Annotated in this window: 31 protein-coding genes, 2 tRNA genes and 1 pseudogene; 1 reads left to right on the forward strand and 33 read right to left on the reverse strand. The window is 34.8% G+C overall.

All coding sequences use genetic code 11. The features are described from left to right. Positions 1–96: 96 nt before the first annotated feature. The 18 genes from GSM_RS11720 to GSM_RS11805 all read right to left on the reverse strand — a co-directional run bounded on the left by GSM_RS11720 (position 97) and on the right by GSM_RS11805 (position 12,841). Positions 97–363 (reverse strand): hypothetical protein, encoded by a 267-nt coding sequence (locus GSM_RS11720; RefSeq protein WP_010078327.1) that lies wholly within the window; start codon positions 361–363, stop codon positions 97–99. Between the two features lie 9 nt (positions 364–372). Further along, positions 373–705 (reverse strand): hypothetical protein, encoded by a 333-nt coding sequence (locus GSM_RS11725; protein WP_010078328.1) that lies wholly within the window; start codon positions 703–705, stop codon positions 373–375. A gap of 29 nt (positions 706–734) precedes the next feature. Further along, positions 735–917: a hypothetical protein gene (locus GSM_RS11730; RefSeq protein ID WP_010078329.1), complete on the reverse strand. Its 183-nt coding sequence runs from the start codon at positions 915–917 to the stop codon at positions 735–737. Between the two features lie 2 nt (positions 918–919). Then, positions 920–1,366, reverse strand: a complete 447-nt coding sequence (locus GSM_RS11735; RefSeq protein ID WP_010078330.1) for a DNA N-6-adenine-methyltransferase — start codon at positions 1,364–1,366, stop codon at positions 920–922. A 17-nt stretch (positions 1,367–1,383) separates the two neighbouring features. Beyond that, on the reverse strand, positions 1,384–1,968 hold the full coding sequence (locus tag GSM_RS11740) for a nucleoside 2-deoxyribosyltransferase (RefSeq protein WP_010078331.1): 585 nt from the start codon (positions 1,966–1,968) through the stop codon (positions 1,384–1,386). After that, entirely contained in the window at positions 1,969–2,520 is a 552-nt protein-coding gene (locus tag GSM_RS14590; protein WP_010078332.1) for a guanylate kinase, read from the reverse strand. Continuing rightward, complete coding sequence (locus tag GSM_RS11750; protein ID WP_010078333.1) at positions 2,513–2,788, reverse strand: hypothetical protein; 276 nt, start codon at positions 2,786–2,788, stop codon at positions 2,513–2,515. Before GSM_RS11750 ends, GSM_RS14590 begins: the two co-directional genes overlap by 8 nt. An 11-nt stretch (positions 2,789–2,799) precedes the next feature. Continuing rightward, positions 2,800–2,955 carry a hypothetical protein gene (locus GSM_RS15120; RefSeq protein ID WP_155820761.1) on the reverse strand — a complete coding sequence of 52 codons (156 nt, stop codon included), beginning with the start codon at positions 2,953–2,955 and terminating at the stop codon, positions 2,800–2,802. Further along, positions 2,952–3,524 (reverse strand): hypothetical protein, encoded by a 573-nt coding sequence (locus tag GSM_RS15330; protein WP_010078334.1) that lies wholly within the window; start codon positions 3,522–3,524, stop codon positions 2,952–2,954. The genes GSM_RS15120 and GSM_RS15330 overlap by 4 nt, the downstream gene beginning before the upstream one ends. A 32-nt stretch (positions 3,525–3,556) precedes the next feature. Beyond that, on the reverse strand, positions 3,557–3,730 hold the full coding sequence (locus tag GSM_RS15125; RefSeq protein WP_155820763.1) for a hypothetical protein: 174 nt from the start codon (positions 3,728–3,730) through the stop codon (positions 3,557–3,559). 57 nt (positions 3,731–3,787) lie between these two features. Continuing rightward, complete coding sequence (locus GSM_RS11770) at positions 3,788–5,134, reverse strand: ATP-dependent DNA ligase (RefSeq protein ID WP_010078335.1); 1,347 nt, start codon at positions 5,132–5,134, stop codon at positions 3,788–3,790. Then, positions 5,113–5,835: a DNA-methyltransferase gene (locus GSM_RS11775; protein ID WP_010078336.1), complete on the reverse strand. Its 723-nt coding sequence runs from the start codon at positions 5,833–5,835 to the stop codon at positions 5,113–5,115. Before GSM_RS11775 ends, GSM_RS11770 begins: the two co-directional genes overlap by 22 nt. Further along, the gene (locus GSM_RS11780) at positions 5,828–6,625 is read right to left on the reverse strand and encodes a DNA-methyltransferase (RefSeq protein ID WP_010078337.1); all 798 of its coding nucleotides are present in this window, start codon (positions 6,623–6,625) and stop codon (positions 5,828–5,830) included. Before GSM_RS11780 ends, GSM_RS11775 begins: the two co-directional genes overlap by 8 nt. Continuing rightward, the gene (locus tag GSM_RS11785; RefSeq protein ID WP_010078338.1) at positions 6,618–7,001 is read right to left on the reverse strand and encodes a hypothetical protein; all 384 of its coding nucleotides are present in this window, start codon (positions 6,999–7,001) and stop codon (positions 6,618–6,620) included. Before GSM_RS11785 ends, GSM_RS11780 begins: the two co-directional genes overlap by 8 nt. Then, positions 6,998–10,297, reverse strand: coding sequence for a PHP domain-containing protein (locus GSM_RS11790; protein WP_010078339.1), 3,300 nt, complete (start codon positions 10,295–10,297; stop codon positions 6,998–7,000). Before GSM_RS11790 ends, GSM_RS11785 begins: the two co-directional genes overlap by 4 nt. 9 nt (positions 10,298–10,306) lie before the next feature. Further along, positions 10,307–10,525, reverse strand: coding sequence for a DUF5839 family protein (locus tag GSM_RS11795; RefSeq protein ID WP_010078340.1), 219 nt, complete (start codon positions 10,523–10,525; stop codon positions 10,307–10,309). A gap of 32 nt (positions 10,526–10,557) precedes the next feature. Further along, the gene (locus GSM_RS11800; protein ID WP_010078341.1) at positions 10,558–11,718 is read right to left on the reverse strand and encodes a PD-(D/E)XK nuclease family protein; all 1,161 of its coding nucleotides are present in this window, start codon (positions 11,716–11,718) and stop codon (positions 10,558–10,560) included. Between the two features lie 67 nt (positions 11,719–11,785). Further along, positions 11,786–12,841 carry a primase gene (locus GSM_RS11805; protein WP_010078342.1) on the reverse strand — a complete coding sequence of 352 codons (1,056 nt, stop codon included), beginning with the start codon at positions 12,839–12,841 and terminating at the stop codon, positions 11,786–11,788. 230 nt (positions 12,842–13,071) lie between these two features. On the opposite strand from GSM_RS11805, the gene GSM_RS15335 reads away from it, so the two are divergent. Then, positions 13,072–13,689 carry a helix-turn-helix domain-containing protein gene (locus GSM_RS15335; protein ID WP_010078343.1) on the forward strand — a complete coding sequence of 206 codons (618 nt, stop codon included), beginning with the start codon at positions 13,072–13,074 and terminating at the stop codon, positions 13,687–13,689. 36 nt (positions 13,690–13,725) lie between these two features. Here GSM_RS15335 and GSM_RS15130 read toward each other — a convergent pair whose 3' ends face one another. The 15 genes and pseudogenes from GSM_RS15130 to GSM_RS15230 all read right to left on the reverse strand — a co-directional run. Beyond that, entirely contained in the window at positions 13,726–13,887 is a 162-nt protein-coding gene (locus tag GSM_RS15130; RefSeq protein WP_155820765.1) for a hypothetical protein, read from the reverse strand. Positions 13,888–13,941: 54 nt separating this feature from the next. Further along, positions 13,942–14,013, reverse strand: a tRNA-Trp gene (locus GSM_RS11825). A gap of 1,431 nt (positions 14,014–15,444) precedes the next feature. Then, a tRNA-Val gene (locus tag GSM_RS11830) sits at positions 15,445–15,513 on the reverse strand. 282 nt (positions 15,514–15,795) lie between these two features. Continuing rightward, a pseudogene (locus GSM_RS11835) lies at positions 15,796–16,167 on the reverse strand (super-infection exclusion protein B); the annotation flags it as partial. A 246-nt stretch (positions 16,168–16,413) separates the two neighbouring features. After that, positions 16,414–16,728, reverse strand: coding sequence for a hypothetical protein (locus GSM_RS11840; protein WP_003691022.1), 315 nt, complete (start codon positions 16,726–16,728; stop codon positions 16,414–16,416). 82 nt (positions 16,729–16,810) lie between these two features. After that, entirely contained in the window at positions 16,811–18,130 is a 1,320-nt protein-coding gene (locus GSM_RS11845) for a LysM peptidoglycan-binding domain-containing protein (protein WP_003691024.1), read from the reverse strand. A gap of 40 nt (positions 18,131–18,170) precedes the next feature. After that, positions 18,171–18,581 (reverse strand): phage holin, encoded by a 411-nt coding sequence (locus tag GSM_RS11850; protein ID WP_003691025.1) that lies wholly within the window; start codon positions 18,579–18,581, stop codon positions 18,171–18,173. Positions 18,582–18,622: 41 nt separating this feature from the next. Continuing rightward, on the reverse strand, positions 18,623–19,327 hold the full coding sequence (locus GSM_RS11855; protein WP_003691027.1) for a hypothetical protein: 705 nt from the start codon (positions 19,325–19,327) through the stop codon (positions 18,623–18,625). Positions 19,328–19,340: 13 nt separating this feature from the next. After that, positions 19,341–20,597, reverse strand: coding sequence for a hypothetical protein (locus GSM_RS11860; protein ID WP_003691029.1), 1,257 nt, complete (start codon positions 20,595–20,597; stop codon positions 19,341–19,343). A gap of 33 nt (positions 20,598–20,630) precedes the next feature. Further along, entirely contained in the window at positions 20,631–21,032 is a 402-nt protein-coding gene (locus GSM_RS11865; protein ID WP_003691030.1) for a hypothetical protein, read from the reverse strand. A gap of 13 nt (positions 21,033–21,045) precedes the next feature. After that, on the reverse strand, positions 21,046–21,771 hold the full coding sequence (locus tag GSM_RS11870; protein ID WP_003691033.1) for a hypothetical protein: 726 nt from the start codon (positions 21,769–21,771) through the stop codon (positions 21,046–21,048). Between the two features lie 79 nt (positions 21,772–21,850). After that, positions 21,851–23,935: a flagellin gene (locus GSM_RS11875; RefSeq protein WP_235720382.1), complete on the reverse strand. Its 2,085-nt coding sequence runs from the start codon at positions 23,933–23,935 to the stop codon at positions 21,851–21,853. Between the two features lie 21 nt (positions 23,936–23,956). Further along, the gene (locus GSM_RS11880; RefSeq protein ID WP_003691038.1) at positions 23,957–24,964 is read right to left on the reverse strand and encodes a hypothetical protein; all 1,008 of its coding nucleotides are present in this window, start codon (positions 24,962–24,964) and stop codon (positions 23,957–23,959) included. A 10-nt stretch (positions 24,965–24,974) separates the two neighbouring features. Beyond that, positions 24,975–26,054, reverse strand: coding sequence for a hypothetical protein (locus tag GSM_RS11885; RefSeq protein ID WP_003691039.1), 1,080 nt, complete (start codon positions 26,052–26,054; stop codon positions 24,975–24,977). Between the two features lie 60 nt (positions 26,055–26,114). Beyond that, positions 26,115–26,906 (reverse strand): hypothetical protein (locus GSM_RS15230; protein ID WP_010078344.1); only part of this gene is annotated, 792 nt, incomplete at its 5' end.

Here is a 26,906-nt window from a genome sequence, read left to right on the forward strand (position 1 = left end):
TCTTTAAATATTGTAATATTACTACTATCAACATATATAAATATAACCGTTAAACATCAAAATGTCAACGGTTATTGTAATATTACTACTATTAAATTATTCTTTAGCTTTTCTATTCCACTCTGTAATCTTGTCTGGTCTTAAATTACTCCATTCATCTACGATTTCATCTTTTTTAAGATCATAGACTTGCACAAAAGGCATAGTTCTTACTTCTTTTTCATTTTTAAGCCAATCAATGATATCACTGCTAAGTTTGACTGGCTTAAATGGTAGTTTTAAACGTTCCATGGTAATTTTGCACTTTATGCAATTGTCTTTCCATATAACTGTTGCCTGATACCTATTTTCTTGTTCTGTCATACAGCACCTCTACTTTTTCCTATACATTAATTGTAATTTTCTTCTACGATCTGTTATTAATTCCCCCACCAATTCTAACGCTATCTGAGAATCAGCAACATTTTTATGCCATACAAAAGTATGTGTCTCAATAATTTTCTTATTTTTAGTATCATATAAATACCAATGTACAATTCTCTTATCTGTATCACCAATCATTAATGAATAATCAGTATATGATACTCTATAAACCTCACGCAAACTACTATATATATCTTTTAATTCATTTTTTGCTTGTTTTTTGTGCTGTACAATATCATATAGCAATAATAATGCAAGCAAAATAATCACAGCTTCAGTCATTCAGTCACCTCTTTTTAAAAAATCATTATCTATTCTCTTACTATTTTGACATCATCACTAAAAACATATGATTTACCACCCAACGTGATTTGCGTGCCGGCCTTAATGTGTATGGCACTATTCTCTGCTATAAACAGTTTGGGTGTCTCAACAATGAAATCTATATTATTAGTTTCAATATTAGTGGCACTAATATTGTCTTTTATCTCCATACTCATTCTCCTTTATATATAATTAACGCTGATGGAAAAGGTGCAGCATCTTTTTGTTCTCCATCAATTGCAAATTTTAACCTACCACGTATAAACTTGATCTCTGCTTTGCCAAAAATATAGTCGTGCCAATAACTAGTATCTGTCCTTGATGGAATTAACAATACTAAATATTGATTATGCTTTAGTTTTGTCTCTGCCGCCTTTTTAACCCATAATTTAAGCTCTCTGCCGTATGGAGGATTGAGGAATAAATTTCCAGAAAGACCCCCCCAATCAATTGATAAAGAGTCATCTTTCTCTGTTAAATGATTGGTACACAGGGCATTATCATCTGTTGATGCTAAGTCCCAATTAAAGTGAAACACCTTATTAATCTTGTTAAAGAAGTCCCTAGGCGTTTCCCAATATTGCTTATCTGATGTAAACATGCTTTTATTTAATACCATAAGTCACCTCTTCAATTTTAATAAATAGCGCCATTGTAGAAGTTAAACTCTGGTTTATTAAAATCGAAATTAGCTAGTTCGCTCATTTTCAAAACTAAGTCTGCTCCACCAAATGACATTAAATTAATCGGTTCTCCATATTCTTCATCTGGAATTACTAAGACAACATATTTACCAAGCGCCTTAGCATATCCAATTTCCATTCCACATCCAATATCTTCTTCTGTTGGTAGGTAACAGAACATAGCTATATCTGATGTTTTAATTCCCACAAGATCTCCGTTGAATGTTGCCATCGCCCATTCTTTATCATGAAGATATTCAGGATGTTCATCTACACGAATACCTTTGTACTGGTGTTTCAAAGGAACATATGAATTTTCTGAATCCAAAGTTGCATTATCTTCTAATGCTTTAGAAAATTCATCATATGCCTTTTCTTGCTTAAGAGTGAACCAGCCAGCTCCATGGTAATAAGTCTTTTGAGGTACAGGCACTACAAATTCACGAACACCCACTTTTATTCCCTTTGAATCAATTTCCTCAAAAGGTTCTTTCACAATCTCTTTGACACGAGTATATTTTGTGCTTACCTTTACCATTTATACTTCTCCTTCTTTCTCTACAATTTGATTTAACATTTCAATGCTTTCGTCCAATAGTCCTTTGACATTTTCAATGACATAATCACACTTGTCTTTATTTTTCATGTCAGAATAATAAAGACCTAAACGTTTATTGATATTCCAACTTGAATCGCCACGATTAATTAACATGTCTTTATTGTCGTTATATGGGGAATAGATAAATACCGAAACTGTATCAGGATATAATTCTTTGATTTGTTCATACCCATGATAAGTTACAACCGCATAGGCGTTATTGTCCTTTGTTTTTTCTTCAATTTCACTTAATTCTAACCCATAGTAATGATCTCCATAACGATCTTCTTCAGCAAATTTCTCTGCTCTTGCCATATTAAGAAATACCAGTTTTGAAACAAAATGATAATCAACGCCATCTTTTTCATGCGTTCTTTTGTCTCTTGTAGTTGTGCTAACCAATTCCTTTTCTTTCCCGAAAACACTACTACCAATAGTTGTCTTACCAGATCCAGAAGTCCCAATTAAACAAAATAATTTACCTTTACTCATTTTTATTACTCTCCAATCTCGATTCAACTCTTGCTAACATCTCTTCAATAATTGCTCTAGATTCATCACTCATGTCACGTTTTTCCAATTGTTTCTTGAAACCGTCACGAGCGCTTTCCAAATATTCATCACCTATTTCGATTAAGCTGTTAGCAAACTTTAATTCTGCTGGCTTATTGAATAAAAGTAAGATACCCATATCGTTTAATGTCTTTGGTTCAAGTTCATGAACCAATATTGAGATTGCTTGTTCTGTACTTTGTTTCATTTATTTCCCTCCTAATTTTCAAGTGTTACATCTTTGTATACGTCAACATGGACTTGATTAACTTTTAAATAGACATCGTCACCAGAATCAAAATAGGTAACGTTTTCGTCTCCGAGTCCATCTTTAACTAGTTCACTTAGCTTGTCCCTCAATTCCTTAACTGTCATATTCGTTCCACCTCGAAAACTGGCGCTGGAATAAATTGTTTGAAAACACTTGGTACATTTTCTAATTCTTTAGCAGTAAAAGATTGTTTCAACCTTGTGTTTTCGGGACGATATGAACAAGCAAAAAATTTGTTGTCCACACCCAATGTCAAATATTGTTGTCCATTGTCACTAACCAAACCTAATAGTGGAATCATAATTCTAGGCTCATTATTCTCACCTGTGATTCTTTCAATAATTTCATTTGAAGGAACAAAATCTAATTCTGCTGGATTGATATTCTTATCATCAATGAGAATGTCATATGATAATTTACGAGAATCTACACCTTTATAAAACTTCAATACTCTAGTTAGATTTTCATTAACTTTATCGAACTTTAGTCCTTGTTGTTTACACCACTTAACGGCATCTTTCAGTAAAGAACCATTGCGACAAGTCCACAATATTAATTCATTACCCTTATTCTTTAATTTGATAAGTGCCTTAATCAAAGGCTTGTTAGCAACACCTATTTCTGGGTATGCTTCTTCACACAATGTTCCATCAAAATCTACTGCAATAATCATGTCTTTCCTCCTAAATGTCAATATTACTACTATTAAATTGGTTCGATTGTCTTGCTATTGAGATCAGCAAAATACAAAGCGTCCCTACTATCCATAAAAGTAAATTCCTTATCTTCACCATCTGGCAGTATGTCGTGAATGTGTTTAATGTTGTTCTTCGCTGCAAGTTTCTTGACAGCTTTCAGTTCTGAATGTTTGACTTCCATTTCTAAACCCCTAACTTTATTTTATATACTATATTATAATATTACTACTATTAAAAATCAAGACTCATAGCTAATATCGTCAATATTTTTATCCGAACGTACACTCTTGAACGTTGGGAATCTCAGTGACTTACCACCATTTTGATTTTCACTCTCTTCAAAATACTGAACATCAATGATTTTACCGATAATATCTTCAGGGTTATTCCAGTATTTAACTCTATCATCTTCAGTAAAACCAGATCCAACTTGAACCTCAAAATCTTTGAATTGAATAATAACTCCACCTAGCTTATTCTTATTTGCTCCCGTTCCCTCATAAACGTCTTTTACGAGTACGTCTGCATTAAAGAATTGCTTAATCTTCAATAGGTCTGGTGTACGTTTTGTCTTATAAAAGCTGTCATTAAAGTTGAGCATGAGTCCTTCCCAACCTAACTTCTTAACTTTCTCATCTTGCAGTTTTGCAATAATGCTAGTATCATTTCCAGAATACAATGTAGGAACGATTTTTAATTTGAAATCTGTGGCAACCATATCATAACTTGATGTGAATGTTACATATGATTCAGCCAACTTAGATTTTCTGTCAAGATAAGCTAGTTTAGATTCGCCCTCAAAAAATTCATCAAGTGGTAACCAGTCAAATACATTAAATAAAATACCAGTTTTATCAGCTTTGTCATTTTTCAATACTTTTGCTGTTGCTCTGAATAGGTCTTTAGTTTCGAGATTATCCTTATTATCCAGAACTAGTTCACCATCTAATACTACTGGCTTACCTTGATTGATAATATTTGCCAATACCTCAACTTGTTTTCCCAATAGGTCAAGTCCAACATATCTAATTCCTTGTCGTGTGAAGAATGCGACCTCGACACCATCACAGATAGCAACACAACGGTGTCCATCTAGTTTTTGTGTGATACTAAAATCTCTTCCACTTTCAACTCTGTCTGGATATTTGTTCATAGGATAAGCCAACTGGCAACTGAACTCCTTGATAAAGCCTTTACACAATGCTTTGTTAATCGACTTAGCTGTGATCCCAACTTTGATATTCTTAGCAAAAATGTTAAGGATAAATTGTTCAACGCTTTCTGAATACTTCTTAGCGAAATTTTTAATGTTCGATACTACTTGTAATTTACCAGTATTGTTTTCTTCAACATATTCCATTAATTCAAGAATGTTGTTAAAATCTTGATCTGGTTCAACCAAATCAGTTACCGACATTTTCTTTGTACTGATACCTGTACGGATAAAATCGTCAAACACAAATTTCAAGACTTCTTTGAATAATATGTTATCCTCATTTTCTTTAATGATAGATACCTTTTCATTTTTTGAAGATGTTTCAGAGATACGCTGGAAGATAGTTGCTATTTCGATAATGTTTTGCATTGTGATTTCTCCTTTTTTATGTCAAATTTATTTTCAATTCTTGTCTTAGCTACGTCAAAATACTCTTCGTTTAGCTCTATGCCAATAAATCTACGTTTTAGGTTTAAGGCTGCTATGCCTGTTGACCCACTACCCATGAAACAGTCCAATACTATGTCATTCTCATTACTGTGTCGTAATATCAATTCTTCCATTAGTTCTACAGGCTTTTGTGTTGGATGAAACTTATTCTTACCAGATACAATAGGATATCTTAATTCAGAACGGTCATACTTATCTGATTGTCTATTGAAAGTCCATTTGCCCTTCTTAATAGCTACTATTGCAAATTCATAATCAACAATATATCTTCTATCTCTATTTCTTGGCATTGGATTGGTCTTTTCCCATCTAATAAGGTCTTTTACTATCAATCCTGATTTTTCTAATTCTTTTGCGATATCCCCTAAATTTTTCCAATCATTAAACACGATCAACGTACCACCACGTTTAAGGGTACGAGCAGCATCACTTATCCATGTGAGAATGTCTGCATCATGATCCCATGTACCAAAATCAATGCTACTTCTACCCATAGTGTCAAAGTTGTTATCTTTGGCAATATTATATGGAGGGTCTGTTAGAACTAAGTCAATGCTTTCATTGGGTATCTTTTTCATTGCCACAAGACAATCGCCATTTTGCAAGGCATATTTACTCATGAACCAACTCCCCCTTCGCCTTTATGTCAATATTACTACTATTGATACGCTCTTTAGCAATGTAAAAATAATCATCTTCCTTTTCAATACCCAAAAATCTACGACTAGTATTTAAACAGGCGACACCAGTTGAACCTGAACCCATACAGTTATCTAACACTAGGTCATTTTCATTTGTATAAGTTTTTATGAGATATTCAAGTAATTCAACGGGCTTTTGGGTCGGATGCAGCCTATCCTTGTTTACAATGTTAGATACAGTAACTATACTTGTGGGATATTTCATATTGCTATCCTGAGCTTTTGTATAATTCTTGTGATCATAACTTCCGTACACTTTGCTATTGTCCATACTATTGCCTTTGTTTTCCCATTTCTTACCTCGTGAATGACTTGGCTCTCCACCTTCTGTCATTTGAGGATTATAGATTGGCAATTTTTTGTAGAACACAAGAATATCCTCATGTTTGCGCAAAGGCATTCGATTTGCATTAAGAAAACCTGTTGTCCTAACTTTGTCCCAAACCAACGTGTATCTATACATTCTCTCATTTGATAAGATTAACTTAGCAGAGAAAGCGTTCTGACCAAACAGTACGATAGCACCATTTTCCTTAATGACTCTTTTATACTCTTTCCATAATTCATCAAAAGGAATAATGCTATCCCATTTATTATGAGTAACCTTACCATACGGTAGATCACATAGAATCATGTCAATACTTCCATTAGGTATCTTCTGCATTACTTCAAGACAATCACCCTTTTGTAAGGCATATTTATTACTCATCTTTGGCTTTCCTCTTGCTTTCTACATAATCATTAATTGTTTGCGCATAAACAATTTGTTTCTGCAATTCACCGTACATTAGTTCTAGAGGTTCGCCATCAAAGTTATAGTCCAGAACAAAGAAGAGGACTGCGTCTTTTCTTGCTTGTTTGCCTAGTCCGAAAAGAACCATTTTATTGGTTTTGCAGATTTCTTGTGCGACACTCTCAAAGTTACTGTAAGTCTGCTTGTAAGAGCTGTACGCAATCTGTTTCTTGCATAAAAGTAAACGTGTTGTCTTAATACCTTTCATGACTTCAACCAGTTTCTCGTTTGTGCTTTTCTTAAAATCCAAATATTTAATTGGCTTCAATGTCAAATCATCTAAAACTGTCATTTAACCTCACCTTTTCTAATAAATTTAATCTTTTGCAACCATATATCCTTGTCTGTTGGGTGTTTAGTCCACACTCCGTCAATCAACACTGATTTAGGTTTCTCTTCATACTGTTGTATCTCGATAAGATCTCCAGCCTTAAACGGTACTTCCTTATAAGCTCTGCTACCTATTAACACTTGTACTTCGCTACCAGTCTTAATAGAATAGAATATTGCTCTAGTTCTAGTCCTTCTCACATCTGCATCAACAACAAACGCATACTTAGCTGGTAGACTTGCGTTTACTAAATTACATTTACCTGTATAGAACAATTCATATTCCAACTTGGTAATAAATGGATAATCGCTATCTTCTAAGTTGTCTTCGTATTCAACACACATGAGGTACTTCTTAGCCTTGCCAGACAATGTCTTATTCTTTGGCTTATAGTTCTTCATGAAATAGTCGTATATCTTTTGTAGCTTTTCAGACTTCCCAAAATCAACGAAATAATCTAATCTGATAAGACTTTCTATCTTGGTACGATTAATTGCATACTTGCTCTGATGTAACGATATCTCCTCGGCTTTTAATTGCTTGTCCATTGCCTTTAATTCTTCTTCTGACTTCGTTCTGTAAATTGTCTCAATATCAACGTTGTCACCATTTTCTAAGGTAATATATGAGTTATCATTAATCTTCAACAACAATTCAACAAAGCTACTGTAGTCTTGTAATTGAGATATCTCATATAAATCGTCTCCAACCTGAGCATTGTTCCCCTTAATCGGCTCAGTTCCACTATATATAGAATTGTCGTCCCTATTCATGAAATACAAACCTTTAGATTTACCAAACTTAGTTTGTTTTAAATCAATACCATGTGCATCCGCATATCTTGTAACCTTATTGATCTTGTCTTGATTGCCACCCCATATTTCAAAAGCGGCGGTACAAAATTCAAGGGGATAATAATATCTTAACCACGTTGCGATATATCCAATGTATGAATATGCCATTGAATGATTAACTGAAAAACCATAATTAACAGCATCCATAAACACCTGTATAAATCTATCCGCAACTTCATTTGCATGTTCTTCAGTATCGCCGTATTCTTTAATCATTGTTTTGACAAAAGAAGGCTTAATCTTTGGTACTTCCTCGTCCATAATCGACTGGAGTTTCTTACCGATCCCACGTCTAATCAAATCTGCTTGTCCATAATTCCAACCACAAAACTTAACCAGAAATTCAATTAATTGTTCTTGATATACTAAGTTACCTAGGGTTGGAGCTAAGAAATCATTTAATGCTTTATGACCATTATCTGTAAATCGACCTTCTGTTACAGATTCGAGGTAACTTGCCCCACTAGGTCTTTGCGCTGCATTAGCAAGACTCAACAGATCAATGAATTTGATATCGGGTACTTTTTCTTTAATTCTGTCAATCGTTTCATCAGAGAACAAATGTCTTAATATGCTACCCGCACGCTCTCCTTCAAATTGAAAGATACCAATGTTCGATTCTGTCATTGACTTCCAAACTTTTTCATCTTGAAAATCAATAACTTCTGAACTATCAGGCGTTAAGAATGGTAAACCAGCCAATTCACAAGTTTTTGTAATCAGACCTAAGTTATCCAAACCTAAAACATCAAATTTCGTAAAGTTACAATAATCAATTTCTTTCATGTACACCTGTGTTACTGGATAGTCCCAACCACTAACGGTTTGAGTTCCCATTACATCATCAATAGGTTCTGTGCTAACGACAATTCCACAAGCATGTCTACCAAATGAATCAATGACACCAACTATCTCCTTGGCTGTATCAAACAATTCTTTATGAGCTTGATATATTGAATCTGGATAGTTGTCTTTAATATCTATCTGATTACATATCCCCTGAATTTCAAATGGAGATTTATCTTTGTAACCGTCCATTCCTTTTGCAATAACCTTGATTGCTCCTTTTAGACCATAAGTGTTAGCCGTCATGATAGAGGCACAATACAAGTTAGGGTTAGTTAATAGCCACTTTTGTACTTCGACTTTGTCTTTTCCTGACCAATCATGATCAATATCTGCGAGACTGATTCGCTCAGGGTTCATGAATCTCTCAAAGTTGAGTCCATGTTTAATTGAATCCATTTCTGTTGAATGCAGTAGATAAGCTATAAGACTGCCACTTACCGAACCACGGCTATACCCGACATTTCTTCCTTGTTTCTTAGCCTCTTGAATCATTAACCAATCTGCAAGCATATAACTGATTGCTCCGTTATGCTTATATACCTTGTATTCATGGTTTACACGTTTCATGTATTTCTCTAGTTTTTCTTTAGGGAACTTCAAGATTCCCCTATCTTTCATACCTTTAATAATTAACTCTTTGAACTTTCCCTCTTCGTCTTTGAAAAGATGTGGATATTTATGACTTCTATCCAACTCGAAATCTTCAACTTGACTCTCAATTTCCATTGTTGCGTCCAATGCTTGCTCAACAATATCTTCGTCAACAATTCCTTGCTGTCTGAAAGATTCCTTCATTTCGTCATAGTCTTTACACCACAACTCAAACTTGTCATCGCCCTCGTATGAAGACCCTTTACCATTCTTAATCATTAACCTAATGTCATTATGTCTTGGGTTAAGTGCATGAATATCATTAGATGCTATGAGCTTTAAGTCATATTTTTCGGCAAGTTTCAATAACAACTTGTTGTATTCTTTCTGATCTTCGTCAAGGTGAGGTTGTATTTCAAGATATACACGTTCCTTATTATTTATGATAAAGTCCATCCATTGATTGAAATACTCTTTGTTACCCTCGACCTTCTTGTCGCTTTGGTGGTTATAATGAGGACTGTTTTGCCACAATGCCCCAGCCAGACAAGCTGTTGTAACAAAGATATTGTCACTAGTCTTGACTAAATCACTGAACAGAACTCGTGGTTTATAATAGAAATGCCCGTCTTTTCTGTTGAAAGATGCAGAAGACAATTTGTTTATTTCCTTTACACCTTCATAATTCTTAGCAATCAAGATTGTATGATAACCACGATTTTTTTCTTCTAAATCCATGGTCACGTATGCTTCAATTCCGTGAATATACTTCATACCACTATCATTTATAGCCATTTTGTGTTTCATCCAACGTGCAACATTACCGTGATTTGTAATACATACCGCTGGTAGTTCATGTTCCTTGGCATATTTAACGTAATCTGCATATTGAGTGACCACTTCAAAATATCCACCAGCATTAGATTCATCGGTATGTTGATGTAAACTTACCCATTTCTTCATAACACCCTCCTAATCTAGTATCTCTAATACATTCTTAAACTTTTTACTGGCATGTTTGACACTAGCCAACCCAATAATCTTGACTGTCTTAGCACCACGTACCGTTGCTACGCTTGCTAATTTACCAATCTTCGCATTGCTCCGACCAACGCCTTTTGGAATATACCACATGTAAATTTTGTCATTAGCTAAATGCTTAGCTAGAATTGTATTAACAGAAACCTTCATAACTTACTCCTCCTAAAATGTTAATATTACTACTAGTTCAACAATAAATTTAAAAGATCATCATCATTTGTGCTGCTTTCATCTTCGCCACCAAAGATATCATTAACTTCCAAACTTTCCGTTACTTCTGGCTCAATCATGCCATTTTCTTCCTTAAATTCTCTGCTTGAATGATATGCACACAACTTTTTGCAATAGAAATTATCGGGATCGTAAGGATAATTTATCTCCAAATAAGTCTTGATATCTTCCTTGCTTTCTAAGTCATAGATATCGTTGCAGTAGCCAGTAATCTTCTTTTCCAATTTATCACAAGTCTCTTCACTGATTTTTACTTCAATGTAGTAGTTTGTGATAAAGAACTGCTTTTGAATTGACTCTGGCAGATTATCCATGTTGTTGAAATCACTGGCCGTCTTAATCATTTCTTCTGCGGTGATTGGATCAATGTCAACCTTTGGCAACTTCGTTTTGAGTTTGTTAGCCATCTTAGTTACCCACTGTGAACGCTCTTGTGCTGATGTCTTCCATTTACCACTTTCCAATTGATAATGAACGGTACAATACTTTTGCATATCGAACTTACACTTAATCTTGTCGTAAGGTATGCCCGTTCTCTGATGTTCTGCTATTGCATAAAGTAATAGCTGCATTGATTTCTTTGGTAAATTTTTAGGTGTAAATGTTGTCTTACTTGATGTCTTAAAATCAATCAAATGCAAGTTTCCATCTTCGTCAGTGTATTCACTATCGACATAACCCACAAACACAAGGAGTTTACCGTCTTTGTCATGCAATTTTGCAATGACTGGCTTTTCATTTCTTACTGGATAATTCAAACCTTCAGTATGTTTAAAATAATGAGTAAGATTATCTAAATAACCACTTTCAATCTTCTTTGTATCAAACTGAAACGAGGTTGGGTCGTCTTCCCATCTTTCGACAAAACTAGCCCATGATTTACTCATTTCGGCACGATCAATCTTCTTTGCAAGATAATCTTGAATGATTTCATGACATTCTGAACCAAAAATCGTATATACATTATCCGTATTAATCCTTCTCTTCTCAATGTATAGCATGTTATACGCCCATGGACATTCTAGGAACGTACTAATACGAGAAAAAGACCAGATACGATCTACTTTGAACTTTTCTTTTAAAGCGTTTAAATCTTCATGTTTTAATCTCATTTACACTCACCTTTCTTAATACGTTAATAACAGCATACCACTTTTGAAAAATATTGCAATATTACTACTATTGAAACTTTCTCCATTTGAATAAATAATCCCATTTAACTTTGCCTTCATCAATAGGAGATGAATTGTCTTCCAACAGGTCATGACTATCGTATATATAGCTAACCTTTCGCATTCCTATAAACTTTTTGCATTCTGAAATCAGATATTTTTCTCCTAGATCTTCGTCCCCAGAATTAGACATAACGTCCTTATCATAAGCAATAATAATCTCGCAATCTATACCAGTATTTTTTAGTATAAAGCTGACCTGTTCGTCACTCAATACGTGACCACCCAATGCGACTGAATATCCTTTATGATTTTCATATGTGAACTGTTTTAATACAGATTTTTCTCCCTCGAACAATATCATTTTGTTTTGCCTATTGATATTGTCTTTTGCCATATTGTACCCGTATAAGTTGTTCATTTTTGAATAACCCTTAATATAATTCCAATATTTTGGAACGTCCAATTCTTTTGCAAGTTCTGAATCAAGTGTAGTTCTTCCCTTAACACCAACTATTTTGTCTGTTTCGTTCCAGTCATAATGAGGGAATATGATCCTACTCTTCTCTGCGTCAAAGCGGATATCAAACTCTCTTGCAACACTAGGTAGTATACCTTCTTCAATGACAGATTTATGAATACCGTTTGCAAATCTATCAAGATATGACTTGTTATATTTTTTATTTTCTATTTTATGAATCCTGTTACCCTTTTTTGTGTATTCCTTAATGATACTCAATGGATCGATGAGTTTCTTGCCTTTGAACTTATTTGATAGCCCCAAACAGGCATGTATTAAACCCATTGCGTCCTTAAACGAACTATTGGTAACCTTTTGTACAGCACCAATCAAATCACCAGAAAAATCAGAAGAATATATGGTTGTGTATAGATTCTCGTTGAGTTTGACCACAACACTTGTCTTATTATCACCATCTGGCAATGCACAACGGAGTTCATCATTTCCATTTATCCAGATGTCATGGAATCCAGCAGTCTCCAAAACTTTCGTTATTCTATCTGTTTCCTCTAGCAAATATCTTTTTAGTTCCCTAACTTCCACAACATCACCTCAATTAATAGTAGACATATTACAATATTATTGTATCATAAAGAGCATATATTTACTACTTAATACTAGAATTAATATACATTTACTAGAAAATAGACCGAACTAATGCTTTAATAATAATATTAAGACAAAAAGGAATGAAGACAAGCAAGACATACATATACTCGGTAAGTTGGTTTATGCAGTAAGTGGAAATTACATTGAATAATGGAGGCAACAAAATGACATTTAAGGATTCAGACAAAATCTCTAAATCCAGAATTATTAATTTAAGAGAAAAGAACAATCTTACACAAAATGAACTAGCTGAAAAAGTAGGTATAAATAGATCTGTTTTAAATCGCATAGAGAATGGCTCTCGTCATCTAAGAGATGATGAGGTAGTTAAATTAGCTAATTATTTTCATGTTTCGACTGACTATCTTCTTGGGAATGATAGAATGCGTTGCGAAAACCACATTGAAGCGATATCCAAAGATTCAGATGAAATACTTAAAACCAAAATCATTAATTTGAGAGAGAAAAATAAGCTCACACAAAATGGGCTTGCAGAAAAAGTTGGACTCGATGCTACTATAATTAGCAAGATTGAAAATGGAACAAGAAAAGTGTCTAGCTCTGAATTAAACAGGTTTGCTAATATTTTCTCTGTGTCCGCTGATTATCTTCTTGGGAATACGTCCAATAGATATCAAGATGAAGTGGATCTAAAAGACTTTTTAGATCAGAATTTCAATAAAGGTATGAGTTATGCAGATGAGGAACTTACTGACGAAGATAAACAAAGATTAAAAATTGCACTCACTCAGATTTTTTGGAAATATCATAATAAAAAATGAATGATAAAATCATAGTTTTATCATTCATTAAAAGTGCTATTCACATCCAGTTAAGGATTGCATGTACTCGAAAGTTTCCTTATTTTTTATTTTGATAGATTCACGTTTTTCAGAAGTGAAAGACGTGAATCTATTTTCTTTATTAATAAGAAACTCTTTCTTTTTACGTTCTTTTGCATTGATAAGTTTTCTATTCATGAACATACCTCATTTATAGTGTACTTTAAAAGCCTGTTACTTTTGCAGAGTAAACAGATCATGTTGGAATCGAACCAACGTCAAGAGTTTTGGAGACTCCTATTCTACCAATTGAACTAATGACCTATATAGTTACAAGGCTGCTTTTGAGGTCTATTACCTTGTTCGCAGCATTCAACGGAACTTGCGTATTCTAATTCAAAAACATGTAGTATTTGAAATGTGACCCACATTACTGATCACCCTCGCACCCTGTAATTATAAAAGAATTAATTTATAGTCGTACTTTAATCGACTTTTATCCAGCCAATAAATGCAAGTTCTATGGATTCACTCCTAACTTGCAATGCTCAGGGAAGGATTTGCACCTACATAGCCACAATGACGACAGATTTACAGTCTGCGGAGTTCTCTAATACTCAGCCCAAGCGTGTTATTCTTATTTATTTGTTTCCAATTTTGAATCTAAAATCTGAGTACGTTTTCCTTATCTAAAGGTTTTAATCTGACTAAAACGCATGTATGCTAACCATTGCAGTTTTCCCTATCTAAGGATTCTAGTCAAACTAAAACAAGAGCTTTCAATACACATTTCAGTCCAGTGTTTTCCTTATCTAAGGATTCTAGTCAAACTAAAACGCTTTTTCGGAATATCCTATCTTGTCTGTAGTTTTCCTTATCTAAGGATTCTAGTCAAACTAAAACTACAGTTGGAAAATCAAGTAAGAAGTTACAGTTTTCCTTATCTAAGGATTCTAGTCAAACTAAAACCTCAAAATATCCTATCATCACTTCAAGGCTTCCTAGGAACTCCGAACCATTGTCCAGATATTTACTAGGCTATTATGGATTGATGGAAACTTCCAATCCTAATGGAACTGGATAGATTTGAACTATCTGAGCTTTTAACACTTCCAGTTATTGAGTATTACTAGCATTACCCAATTCAGTTCCGTTTTCGGGAGAAACTCTCTTTATACTGGTTCTCCTCTTGTTCCAGTTATGCAAGTGGCATGGATTCAAACCATACAGTGACTAACTTTATAATACTGGCTTACCTCGTACATTAGGTGTAGTCAGGTGTTCTCACGGTTTTACTCACGCAACCAGTCAAACCTTAGCGTTACTCTCTGCGCCACACTTGCTAGTAATCTACCCGAAGGAAACCAACCATAAGAAGGTCTAAGTAGTAGAATGGGAACTCACATGCCCCACTTGAATGGACGATTGCCTATACCACATCGCTCACGTTCTTTCCTTTTTAGTGACCACACTAGCAGCTCGGTATAGAACCTACTCGTTGGATTTAATCTCAAACCCGATGATTCAATGTCTATATTAGCATTGAATTATTTTTGACTAGTCATAATTCCAAAAAACCGCCTTTGTGGGTCGAACCGAATTATGTTGACGAAATGTCTAGAGTGTCAATTCTATTAACATTTCACCCTTTTTGACATATCTAGGAAAGATTTGACTGATCTTTCAGTTGTATGCTAGTGCCAATGGATTGGGTTTAATTTATTACTGCGTATTTAAAGATTACTTTAAATACTATGTGACATATGAGAATCGAACTCATATCACTTGTGAAGGTCAAGTGCGCTACCATTACGCCAATGTCACTACGATGCGTTTAATATAATCGCCAAATTATATTAAACGACTTTTAGGAGGCGAACCGCCAATAAAAAACGTAATATGACCAGTAGGAATCGAACCTACAAGCCTCGCCAGTGTAAGACCTATTATTTCAAGGTGAATATTACATACTGTCGTCTGCCAGACGAGGGTAATACCGCAAATAGCCATAACTTAATTATAATATAACATATCATATTAAATATGTCAATATTACTACTATTAAATTTGTTATATTACGCAAAATAAAGCAATATAACAAATAATTTATAATCTCTTCATTCTTTCCTCAGCGACAGGTTGAAGTATATAAGGGAATCGAGGATTATCTGATGTCATCATTGCAAATCTCCCAGCCTTGCTTATTAATCCAAATTGTTCCAATAAATGAACTTTTTGGTTGTGTATTGGAAGATTTGCAGAATTAGGATGATTTCTATAGAGTTCTTTTAAAATTGTCATCGCTTCTGGATCTTGGAATAATTTTTCTTGCTGTTCGGTATAATATTTGTTAAAAGCCAAATCTCTTCTCTTTTTTGCTATTTTTTTACTTATACGAACCACCAATAGAAAAAAAGAACCAAATAGAAAAATTAAGACAATATAATCGTAATTATCTAAAAAGTTTTCTAAATGAAGTTTTTTAAATAATTAGATGGTAAAAAATTTGCGGCCGATAAAAGAATACTCGTTGAGAATGTAGCAATCAAAACTTCAAAGCTAATGGGTTTTCTTAGAAAATCAATAACTTTATCGAACATTTTATTATACTCTCTTTTCTATAGTAGGAATTAGTATGCTGTTTAATATACTATAATATAAATACTTTTTCATTATATCATATTTAATTTTAATGTCAATATTACTACTATAAGAAACAAAAAATTATTTTATCTCTCTATCATTACTATGCCACCTTTGACCATTAAAACAGATAAACATGATTGTAAAATTAGTTTGCTTTTTTAATTCACGGTAAATAGCTTCAAGATATTCAATGTCGTATTCTTCATTTTGTAATGTTCTTAGAGGTAATGATCTAGTAAAATGGTTAGGTTTGCCCTTTAGGAAAAAGAAATTATATCTACTGTCGAATCTATCATTAACAATATTTATCTGATATCTTGCTCGAATATTAGGAATGAAATATTTTTCTGCACGTTCATTTATTATGTCTGCTTGCTTTTTTGGACTAAGCATATAATCACCTCAGATAACATTATACGAACATATGTTTCATTTGTAAATAAAAATAAGCCTAAATGGCTTATTTTTATTGTATTTATTTAACCCTCAACGTCTGTCCAACATAAATGTAATTTACATTTTTCAATCCAGTCAATCGTTGAATTTGACTTACTGAAACACCATAGCGTTTAGCAATTGACCCAACAGTATCACCAGATTTAACCTTGTAGTAAACTTTTGAGCTTACCGTTGCAGTTGTCGTTGTGGTAACCGATTTAGTTGCACTAACTTTCAACTTCTGGTTAGGATATAGCATTGAATTGATTGTCTTACCATTCAACTGAGCTAGAGTATTCATGTTCATACCCAGCTTATTGGCAATACCCCACCACGAGTCTCCCGACTTAACAGTGTAATAGTTATAGCTAACTGTTTGGGTTTGAGCCTGAGCTTGTACAGCTTTCTTAGCTGATGTAGTAACATTGTTTTTCAATGTACCTTTGATCAGCAATTTCTGATTAGGATGGATAACAGTGTTTACTGTCATACCGTTTAATTGAGCCAATTGGTTCATATCTAACCCTAGCTTGTTGGCAATTTTCCACCATGAATCTCCAGAAACAACAACATAATACTTGTTTGAGTTATCAACTGTTTCTTCCTTGACTACTGCCTTTGGAGCTGTCGGCGTAACAGGCGTGTTGTCCTTAACGTCACCACTATTCATGATTCCTGTTAAATCAACATTACCGTCAACACCATACACGTTGCTCCCGAATTGCCACATTGCTACATAATCCAGTGAAGGGAAGTATCTAAAGTCTGGAGCAGTTTGGTAACTCATCGTTTTGTATGATGCTATCCACACCCTTGCTCCAAAAGTTGAGCCGACTTCACTCACGTTAATGTAGGTTTTCAGATAACTAGCTCCACTGTATAATACAGCTTTGTAATTAGCTTTCTGAACCGTCTCCATGAACGTGATAATAGCTTGTGTATTAGCTTCTTTGTTGCCAGTTGCACCAGCCTCATAATCTAAGGCAATTACTGAACCAGTTTTCAAACCAACTCTTTGTGCATCGCTGATAGCTAAGTTAGCCATATCTTTTGCAGAGTTTTGATCTGCCCCGAATTGACCCCAGAAATAGCTCCCTATATCCATTCCAGCTAAACTAGCATTTGCTAATTGTGCTGATGCCTTCGGGTTTTTATAGTGAGTTCCCTCACCTCCGCCAGAACCACCTAACTTTACAAGGGTAAATGACATGCCACGGCTTTTCATAGTCTGAAAATATTGAACTGTGGAATCTTGCCAGTTTGAAACATCCATTCCAAGCGTATTTGCTGACGCTGAAATGACAAATATCATGATAGTTAAAAAACTAACTAACATTAATGTTATTTTCTTTTTCATATTTTCTCCTTCCCGAAATATATTCTTTATTTACTTAAAATTACTGTGCTGCAACTGTTGAATTAATAGCATCAACTTGACCAGATAAGTTACTAATCTTTGTATGTGCCAAGTCTACTGATGCCTGTGCAGTGTTTGCTACTGCTTTTGCTGTATTAGCTGCTGCCTTGGCTGCTGAAATTTCTGCATTTGAAGAAACGATTTGTTGCTCCAATGAAGCAGTATCAACGCTTACGGTAGCTGGTTCACTAAATACACCAATTAAACCTAGGAATGCTAACACTGTGTTAATGCAAGCAACAATTGCTCCAATGTCGCCAGTAAACTTAATGCCAAAACTTGCTAAAAGTTGCTGTACGATAACAATAAGCAATGATATTGAAGCAGCCACCATTTTTCCATTGAGCGTGCCATCGTCACCGACAAACTTTTTCTTGATATTCTTTAACATTGTAAAACCTTCTTTCTTTTAATATTGTAATATTACTACTATTACTTTGTATAAGTTATTTGTAGCTTTGGTTTTCTTGAATCGTCAGTTCCATAGAAATAACCATAGTAATAAGGATCAGTGCTACCGTTATAGGTAACAAAGCCTTTAATTGCGTCATCTCTAATCTGTTCTCCTACCCAATTAGGTAGTGTTATCCAATGACCTTCGTCTCGACTACCGTAATTTTGTCTCACTATATCATACTGTTTGTGAGTAACCTTACCTTGCCAACCACTAGAATTATGTGTTCCTAATACTAGTTGTCCACCAGTTGTATACCACCAATGTTGAGAATGAAGGTATAATTTAACAGAATTAATAGTGGAATTTTGCAATGCACTTCTGATAGCTGCATCATTAAAGCCCATCATACCAGACTGAAGACCAGCATCTCCTTCCCAACGTACATCAGGGTTACTAAACCTACCTTGCAACATATTGTTACCTTTATCACTTCTAGGTCTAGCAGAAAAGTCTAAGCCACGAGCAGAAGTCCAAGATGTTTGACCATAATAACTTTGTGTCCATGTAGCTGGGAAAGTTAATGTTTGTGTAGTTTGAGATACCGTTCTCCAACCCTCACTAGTTCCCGTGTACAATTTCACTTTTGCCTTTTGCCATGATGAGCCATTCCATATCTTAGCTTGTCCTTGACGATCTAGCCAATTACCTTTGCCATCACTCATTCTAATTCCTTGTGTCATAAATTAATCACCCCTAGAATCCGATCCATACCGAACCATACGGTATACTTCCCTTTGGTTCATCATTAGTTAAGAAGAATCTTCTACCACTAATTAATGGAGCATTAGGAACTCTTAATATACCATCACCACCTGTAGTAAAACTTCCAAGCCATTGACCACGACCGTAATCATAGAATCCCATTTCTTCTCTCGAATCGTTATAATACATTCCAATCGTACCCTTACTCTTAGTGAACTGTACTACGTTTTCTGCACCAGTAGCACTCAATGTTATCGGTACATTTGACCAAATTCTGTTACTATATACGCCGAGAAGATCAGCTCCCTTAACGCCAAGCACTAAACCACCTGATGCTGCAAGAACACGTCCATATGGATCGGTTGAATTATTATTTGCTGGCATTACTCTAAGTTCATGTCCATTTTCTAATTCAAAATCGGCTTGAACCTTATTGACAATATCGTTTCTTAAAAACTTCGTACTGTCTAGGCCATCAAGTTGATCGGCATTGATACCTGATCCCTCACCACTATTCAAGTCTGTATAGACTTTGTGACCATTAATTTTTACATCTTGTGAACTAAGAATATTCAACGCAAGTTGGTCATTTCCAAGAGTGAACTTATCGTTTTGGTCAACGTTAGCCATGTTTACAGATTGACCGTTTGAACGGTTGAACTGATAACTAGCTCCATATTTCATACCGAGATTTCCTTGCATTGTATCGCCAGATAATTGAGGATATCTTCCGTCATGATTATGGTTGCCAAATTTAGTTGCTAAATTATTTAACGAGGTTGATACGTCACCAATACTCTTGTTTGTGTCAGTGATTCTTGAACCCAATGCAGTTATACTTGTGTTGATTGTATTAATGGTATTCTGTAATGAAATACCACCAGCCGACCAATCAGTATAAGTACCATTAAATAATGTACATTCTGCAATGACACCATTTGATCCGATAATCTTATATAAAATTACGTCTGGGTTCGCAGTTGCCCCTATCGCCATTACTGATAAAATAGCTCTTTTATCAGTGGGGATATTGCTAGGCAAATCTGTCAAACCTTTCGTGTTATATACTCCAGTACCCTTAATAGTTTTGAAAGATACATTCTCCACTACTTTACCTTTGAGCATTAAATCATTTAATGTTCCAAGGGCATTGCCCGCATCATCATAAATAATGACAGAAGCGCCTTCTGTTTCAAAATGATACTTTTCATTGTTTACCCAATAAATACTATTGTGTTTTGTTGCCATTATTTCACTTCCTCTAAAATGTTAATATTACTACTATTCAAGGACAATTATATCGTCATTTAGATTACCATCATCGTCTTCAAATTTCGTTACTCCGCTAATATTATGACCTTTCTCGTCATCATGAATTACTAATGTAGCACTTCTTGTAGAGCCACTCGACCCAATAATTGTTAAGTTAGAACCATTGCCATAAAGATCTTGAACAATAACTATATCGTCTTTACTTATCCAGTCATGCAAATGTTCGGGGAGAGTGCATGTAAAATCTGAACCATTAATAGTGACGATACATTTATATCCACTAGGATCTTGTTTGACTATTCCTACCTTATTCTGTGGGGTAGTTGCTGTGGCAAGTTTGCTGTCAACAATCGTAGATATACTATCAATAAAATTTTGTTGTATTTCATTTGTTGTTTTTGCATCTGCCATACTCGCTCACCACCTAATCTAATACTTGAATAAAGGCGGTAGAAGGACTTAAATTAGACGGTTGTGTCTTACCAACTAAGATTTGCGTATAAGGAAACCAATAACTACCCGCAGTATCTAAATCGGGTTTTTGGTTTGAATTAGCAACCTTACAGATAAAGACCATATCAACAGGATTCCAAGAATCGCCTACCTTGATAGAAACAGCATCACCAATTGCATAACTGGTACTACCACTCCATACACCTTTATAAGAGGCATTGAGACCAATATCCCCTTTGTCACCCTTATAAGCGACCTTGTGATAGCTTGCAGACATATCGGGTGTATCATTCTTGCTTGCTACTACATCTTGCAGTACGAGGTATAAATCGCCGTTGTAGCTCACAAGATTCTGCTTGCCGTACTTCTTAGTTGAGTCCCATACACCTACCAAGTTAAAGTTGTTTACATAAGTCGCCCACAATTGCTGTTTTGCTTCAATATAGCCGTCAACATTGTTTAAGAAAAATTGCTCTAAGGCTACCATACAGTCAGTAACTTTGTTCATAGTTTCTGGTGTAATAATGTTATCTTGTAATTCAGCAGCTAAGGCATTCAACCTATTTTGTTGGTTGTTATCTAATGAACTAAGTGCTTTTAATTGGACAAATTCATTAGCATCTTGAACCTTATTTGCTGGTAAATCAGACAGCTCTGGAAAATTATCTAGACTGTCTGGAAAAGTCGATCTAGACATAAAAACATCACTCCTATTCTTCGCTTATTATAGCATTATTTATTTTTTTTGTAAATTAATTGCCAAATATTGACACTAATTAATCGTAAATTATTTTGAAGCCAATTGATACCGTTGTAGCAGCAGAATTATTGAACACACTGCTTGCATCCATTACAGAGCCAGTAAGATTCATCATATGAATACCACCAATAGAACATGTGTCTGTGTCATTTGAATCGTTAAGATAATCCCAAATTGGCATTGTGTTCATTTTTTCAATTATAAGATTAATCATATCGGTACTATCATTTTTTAGTGGTAATAATTTGACTAGAAAGTTTAAATTTAAGTTCTTTACGCCCTTTATTCTAGTGAACATTTGTCTAAAACTGTCTGCACTATCATTCAAGTAATAGATTGCACAAGCGATTAAATATGCTACACTGTAATCTTCTGACGTACTATCCCAAGAACCATTCAATAAATCTTTAGCCTTATTAATCATAGAGGCTTTCTTTGCGGCATTGCTTTCATATCCAGTCAAAGACAAATATCTATCTTTCCCACCATGTATAAGCTCCGCAAAGCCTTCTTTAAACCATGTTGGCATATCCAATGTATTAGACACGTCATAATAATCGTTTGAAACGGCATGGAACATTTCGTGAGCTAAAATTCTATCTGCATAATCACCTTTGGATCTGCCAGTATCTCCATCTTCACTAGTAGGAACGATAGTCTTAAAATCAGCTAAATCAAATTCCATTGTTTGCGATTTCGTGGTTGTATACCCTGTGACAGCAGCCTGTTCTCCCCCAGCAGCTTCATTAATAAATCTAACAAATATCGTATTATCTCCACTACCAGAAACACCATAGCAATCTTTAATTCTTTGTTCACCAAGACTCAACCAGCCAAGTTGATTGATACCTTTCTTGATTGCTGCAACAACAGGTAGTTCTTCGTCTCCATACTCAATTCCAACATAATACATCTTGTGTGTTGTTATGCTCATTGTGCCAGTAACACTTAAATCAATACTAAAACTATCAATCATGTATCTGTATTTGTTCCCCGTTACTGGATTAACTATTTCAACAAGATCATATGGTTCAAAAATATAGATTGGAATTGTGGAAATAGTACATTGTTCCTGAAAATGTGCTGTCTTCCAAATGTTATATTTTGCCTCTGCCAAGCACTGAATATCGTTAGATAATTTAGTGTCCACAATAATACTTGTTCTAGTACCAATAGCATCAACGTTGAATGGATTCTTCGAGTCAGTAATTCTTACTACCGCCTCTGGTGTGATACCAGTAGAGGTATCAGTGTTACCATAAACAACTACTCTATTCTTAACATTCTTCAAATTATATGCTTCACTGAATGATAATGTTAAATCTGCTCTATCTAAGTTGGTAGAATCAAATGTCCATTTAACGTCCTGAGTGTCTATATCCTTTTGAATCTGCAACTTACGAAATTCAAATTCACCTTTGACGTTATATCCACATGTGTAGTCCATGTACATATCTCTTAATTCTTTGATAATATCAGTTATGTTACTACCAATAGCCTGAGTGTAGTCATACGGTACTACTTCGCTTGCGTCACTCTCATACATATATCCAAAGGAGTTCTCTCCCAATAGTTCCATAACTTTTCTTATAGCGACATTGATTGGAGTTCCAGCGGGAATTGTTAGCTCATTTTCTAATGTATCACTGTCATATCTTGTCATTTTGTCACTCAATGTTAAGGTTATTGAGCTATCTGAATCCGATATAGACAATCCTTCCTCATCAACTAAGAAAGTTCCTAACAAGAAATTGATAACTGGCTTAGTGTTATCTGTTAAGTCTTCAATTCCTTGATAGATTTTAAACTCTTTATTGAACCAGATAGCCCCACCGTCTGTTGGAATATAATCTGGATCAACTACCATTGTTATGCTACCAGTTCTCTTGATTAATGAATCACCTGTACCGTTCAAAGTACCACCTGTTGTTCGTCCTTCAATGGTATCTATTACAGAACCATCGCTATCTAATATCTGAATTATTGTACTAAGATTTCGTATAGGTTGTGTATGAACCGATATTGCATTTTGTTTAATGTCACCATATAAATCATCTACGATATTGGGAACGAGATAATTCTTTTGGTTTTTAACTAACATATTATTCAATTACCATTCCCCCTATTCTGCAAATGAGTTTCTATATTCACGTCTTGCGTCATCATTGACTGGTTCACTATTCCATAAAACATTGCCATAGTCATCATATGTGTATACAGACTTACCAGCAGAAGCAATGAGACCTACCTTATCCATAGTTGCATAATCTAATTTACCTATTTCAGTAAAGTCAAATGTAACGTCTTCTATTTCTGCTAATCCTGTTGCTTTTGGTGTAGTCTTAATATTAGTAGTTACACAAACAAACATGTCTCCATCTGGTCTTCTGATGACCTTAGCTTCACCATTGTTTAAGAATTGTACTGCTGCGTCCTTATTCAATCTTTCAGCTCTACCATTGATTTCTGTTGCATTACCTTCTGATTGATCATCTGTTAAAGGCAAGAACTTGATTTCTGCTGTTCTGTAATTTTGATTACCAAAACTAACAATTGGATAAGCACCATTCAACGGTGTTGCTACACTAGAGTTCTTATTGTATGTTGCTCCGCCCCATTCAAAATCTACGTCTAATCTAACGTTGTTATTCAAATCTGATACAAAAGTATCGTCATATTCGACTGTAACTGGCTTACTCTTTGTTATATCGCCCATGGTGTTTGTAGCAACTGGAACAATACAATATTCATAAGTCCTACCACTTTCAACAAATCTATCAACAACAGTGTATACGTCATAATTCTCGTCATAAGGGAAGGAAGCAACTAATTGCCAATCATTGTTGGTTTTATATTCTCTACGATACATACTGATACTTGTTACCTTGTGACCTGAACCGTCAATTGACCCAGCCTCAATGTCATTATTGAATTTAGCATCCATAATCGTCTTTATTTCCCACTCTTCTGGTCTTTCGTTCTTGTCATCAACAGTGTTATCTACCGTCACATATAATTCATCGTACATTCCTGCTCCAAGAGTCACCTCATCTATCCCAGCAGTCGCTATTGGTGTGTCATAGATCACACCGTCAAAATTTCTATTAAAAAAGTCATATCCTATAATCATTTTGTCACTCCTAACTATTAGCTAAAGCAATTTCCATTTCAATTCTAAATTCTTTGACCTTAATATAAAGATAAAATTCCTTTAACCCCAATCCTGTTACAATATTCGATTTAGTTCTTGAAGTTAAGCTACCAAATGTCTTTTCGCATACTATATAGTCGTCATATTTTATGAATTTAATATGAATACCATTACCCAATTCGGGAGCAAAATCTAAAAATGTACCATTAAGAACATTCATACACCATACCTTAGCAACAAAATCAGAAGCCTTTGCCATACCTAATTTCGTAAACATTAAAGGATTGTCTTGTGGAATTACAACATAATCATTATTGTAATATGTGTAGTATGTCTCACTATCAGTAGGTCTGTTAGGAATATAAGGCTTAACAGGTGTTCCCAATATCTGTTTTAAGAACATTTCCATCATAACTTGTCCTTGATCTTCTACTACTAAAGGCTGTAATATACCCGAAATCGTTGGTACGATATATTGAGGTGTAAACTGTTTCTCAATCGTGTAATTTATATCATGACTAGTGTTGACTGTTATCGAAGCATAGTATAATTTACCCTTAATCAGACCGCTAAATCTTTCACTAAATCTAGTAGTAGCCTCCGTTGGTGGAACTCTTACTGGATAAGTGTTAATCAAAATATGATTTTGATCATAGAGTTTAAATTGATAATTATTGACCGTGTCGCCTTGTGCTTGCGTATACAAGACACTCATTAAGATATCGTCATTGTACACATAGCTAGAAGAGTCGATCGTATCAAAGACAATGTTGGGTTTATCCAAACACATAAACTCAATTTCACTAGACCAATCAGACCAAGTATCACCAGTCTTGACTTTTATCTTTGCGAGATATGCCTTGCCATCTTCCAAAGTTCCCGCGGGTAAAGTGTGTTCCTTATCTGCTAAAACAACCTCTTTTTCATAGACAGGCGGGTTATCCCCCACATTCTCTCTGATTGAGATCATATTTGAAGTAGAACGTTCTGCACCTAGATAGATATAAGTGAATGTAATGCTATCTTTTGCATCAAAATTACCTACATAATTTAATACTGGTTGTGTCATTCTCTCATTCCTTTCTTTTAAACAATAATATGTATGCCAATCATTTCTGATTGGACTTTATTACTTGCTACTTGCTGCCTGACGTGCGACATCTGGTAGCGTCTTTAGAGCTTCAACGAAACTTTCAGCATCAGTTACGTTAGGTAACTCTAGTGTTAAAGTATCAATTGCCAACGATTTGTCAGTGCTATTATTAGTAACATCGCCAGATACACTTGGTAAATTGAGAGCATCACGTATTTCCTTTCCAAAGATATCACCTAAATCTTTGGATATACTCTTAAACTGTTCCCCGAAACTAGCTATTAAATCTTGATAACTAGTATTACTTGATATATCAGAGCTTGTACCATACTTATCTAAGAGTTCCTTATTCTTAGAAACATAGCTATCATACTCTGTGCTTATATCGTCAAGTTTACTTGGATCAAACGTTGGAATATCGTCAAGTAAATCTTTGTAAGCATCGTTTATTGAAGATAACCTTGTCTTAGCATCATCTTGTCCAACGCTACCGTCCTCGATTCCACTGATAACAGTCTCGACCTTTGATAAATAATCTTGCTTTTGTTGTTCCTTATATTCCTCAACCGCTTGTTCAGCAGTATTGTAATCTTTAGCAGCAGAATTGACATCAGTCTGATTTGCCACATATTGCCAATTGAAACCACCGTTTCCATCAGAGGTAAGAACCTGAACATTCTTATTATTCTCTGCGTTTGTAAGTTTCTCTTGTGCAGCGGCTAAATCAATTTGCTTATCAACATAATCTGCTTCAATCTTAGACATCTTGGTTTGTGCATCCAGAGCCTCTAATCTCTTTTCAACAACATTGTTTTCTAATTCGTTTGC

The organism is Liquorilactobacillus mali KCTC 3596 = DSM 20444, assembly GCF_000260415.1.
Classification (GTDB): domain Bacteria; phylum Bacillota; class Bacilli; order Lactobacillales; family Lactobacillaceae; genus Liquorilactobacillus; species Liquorilactobacillus mali.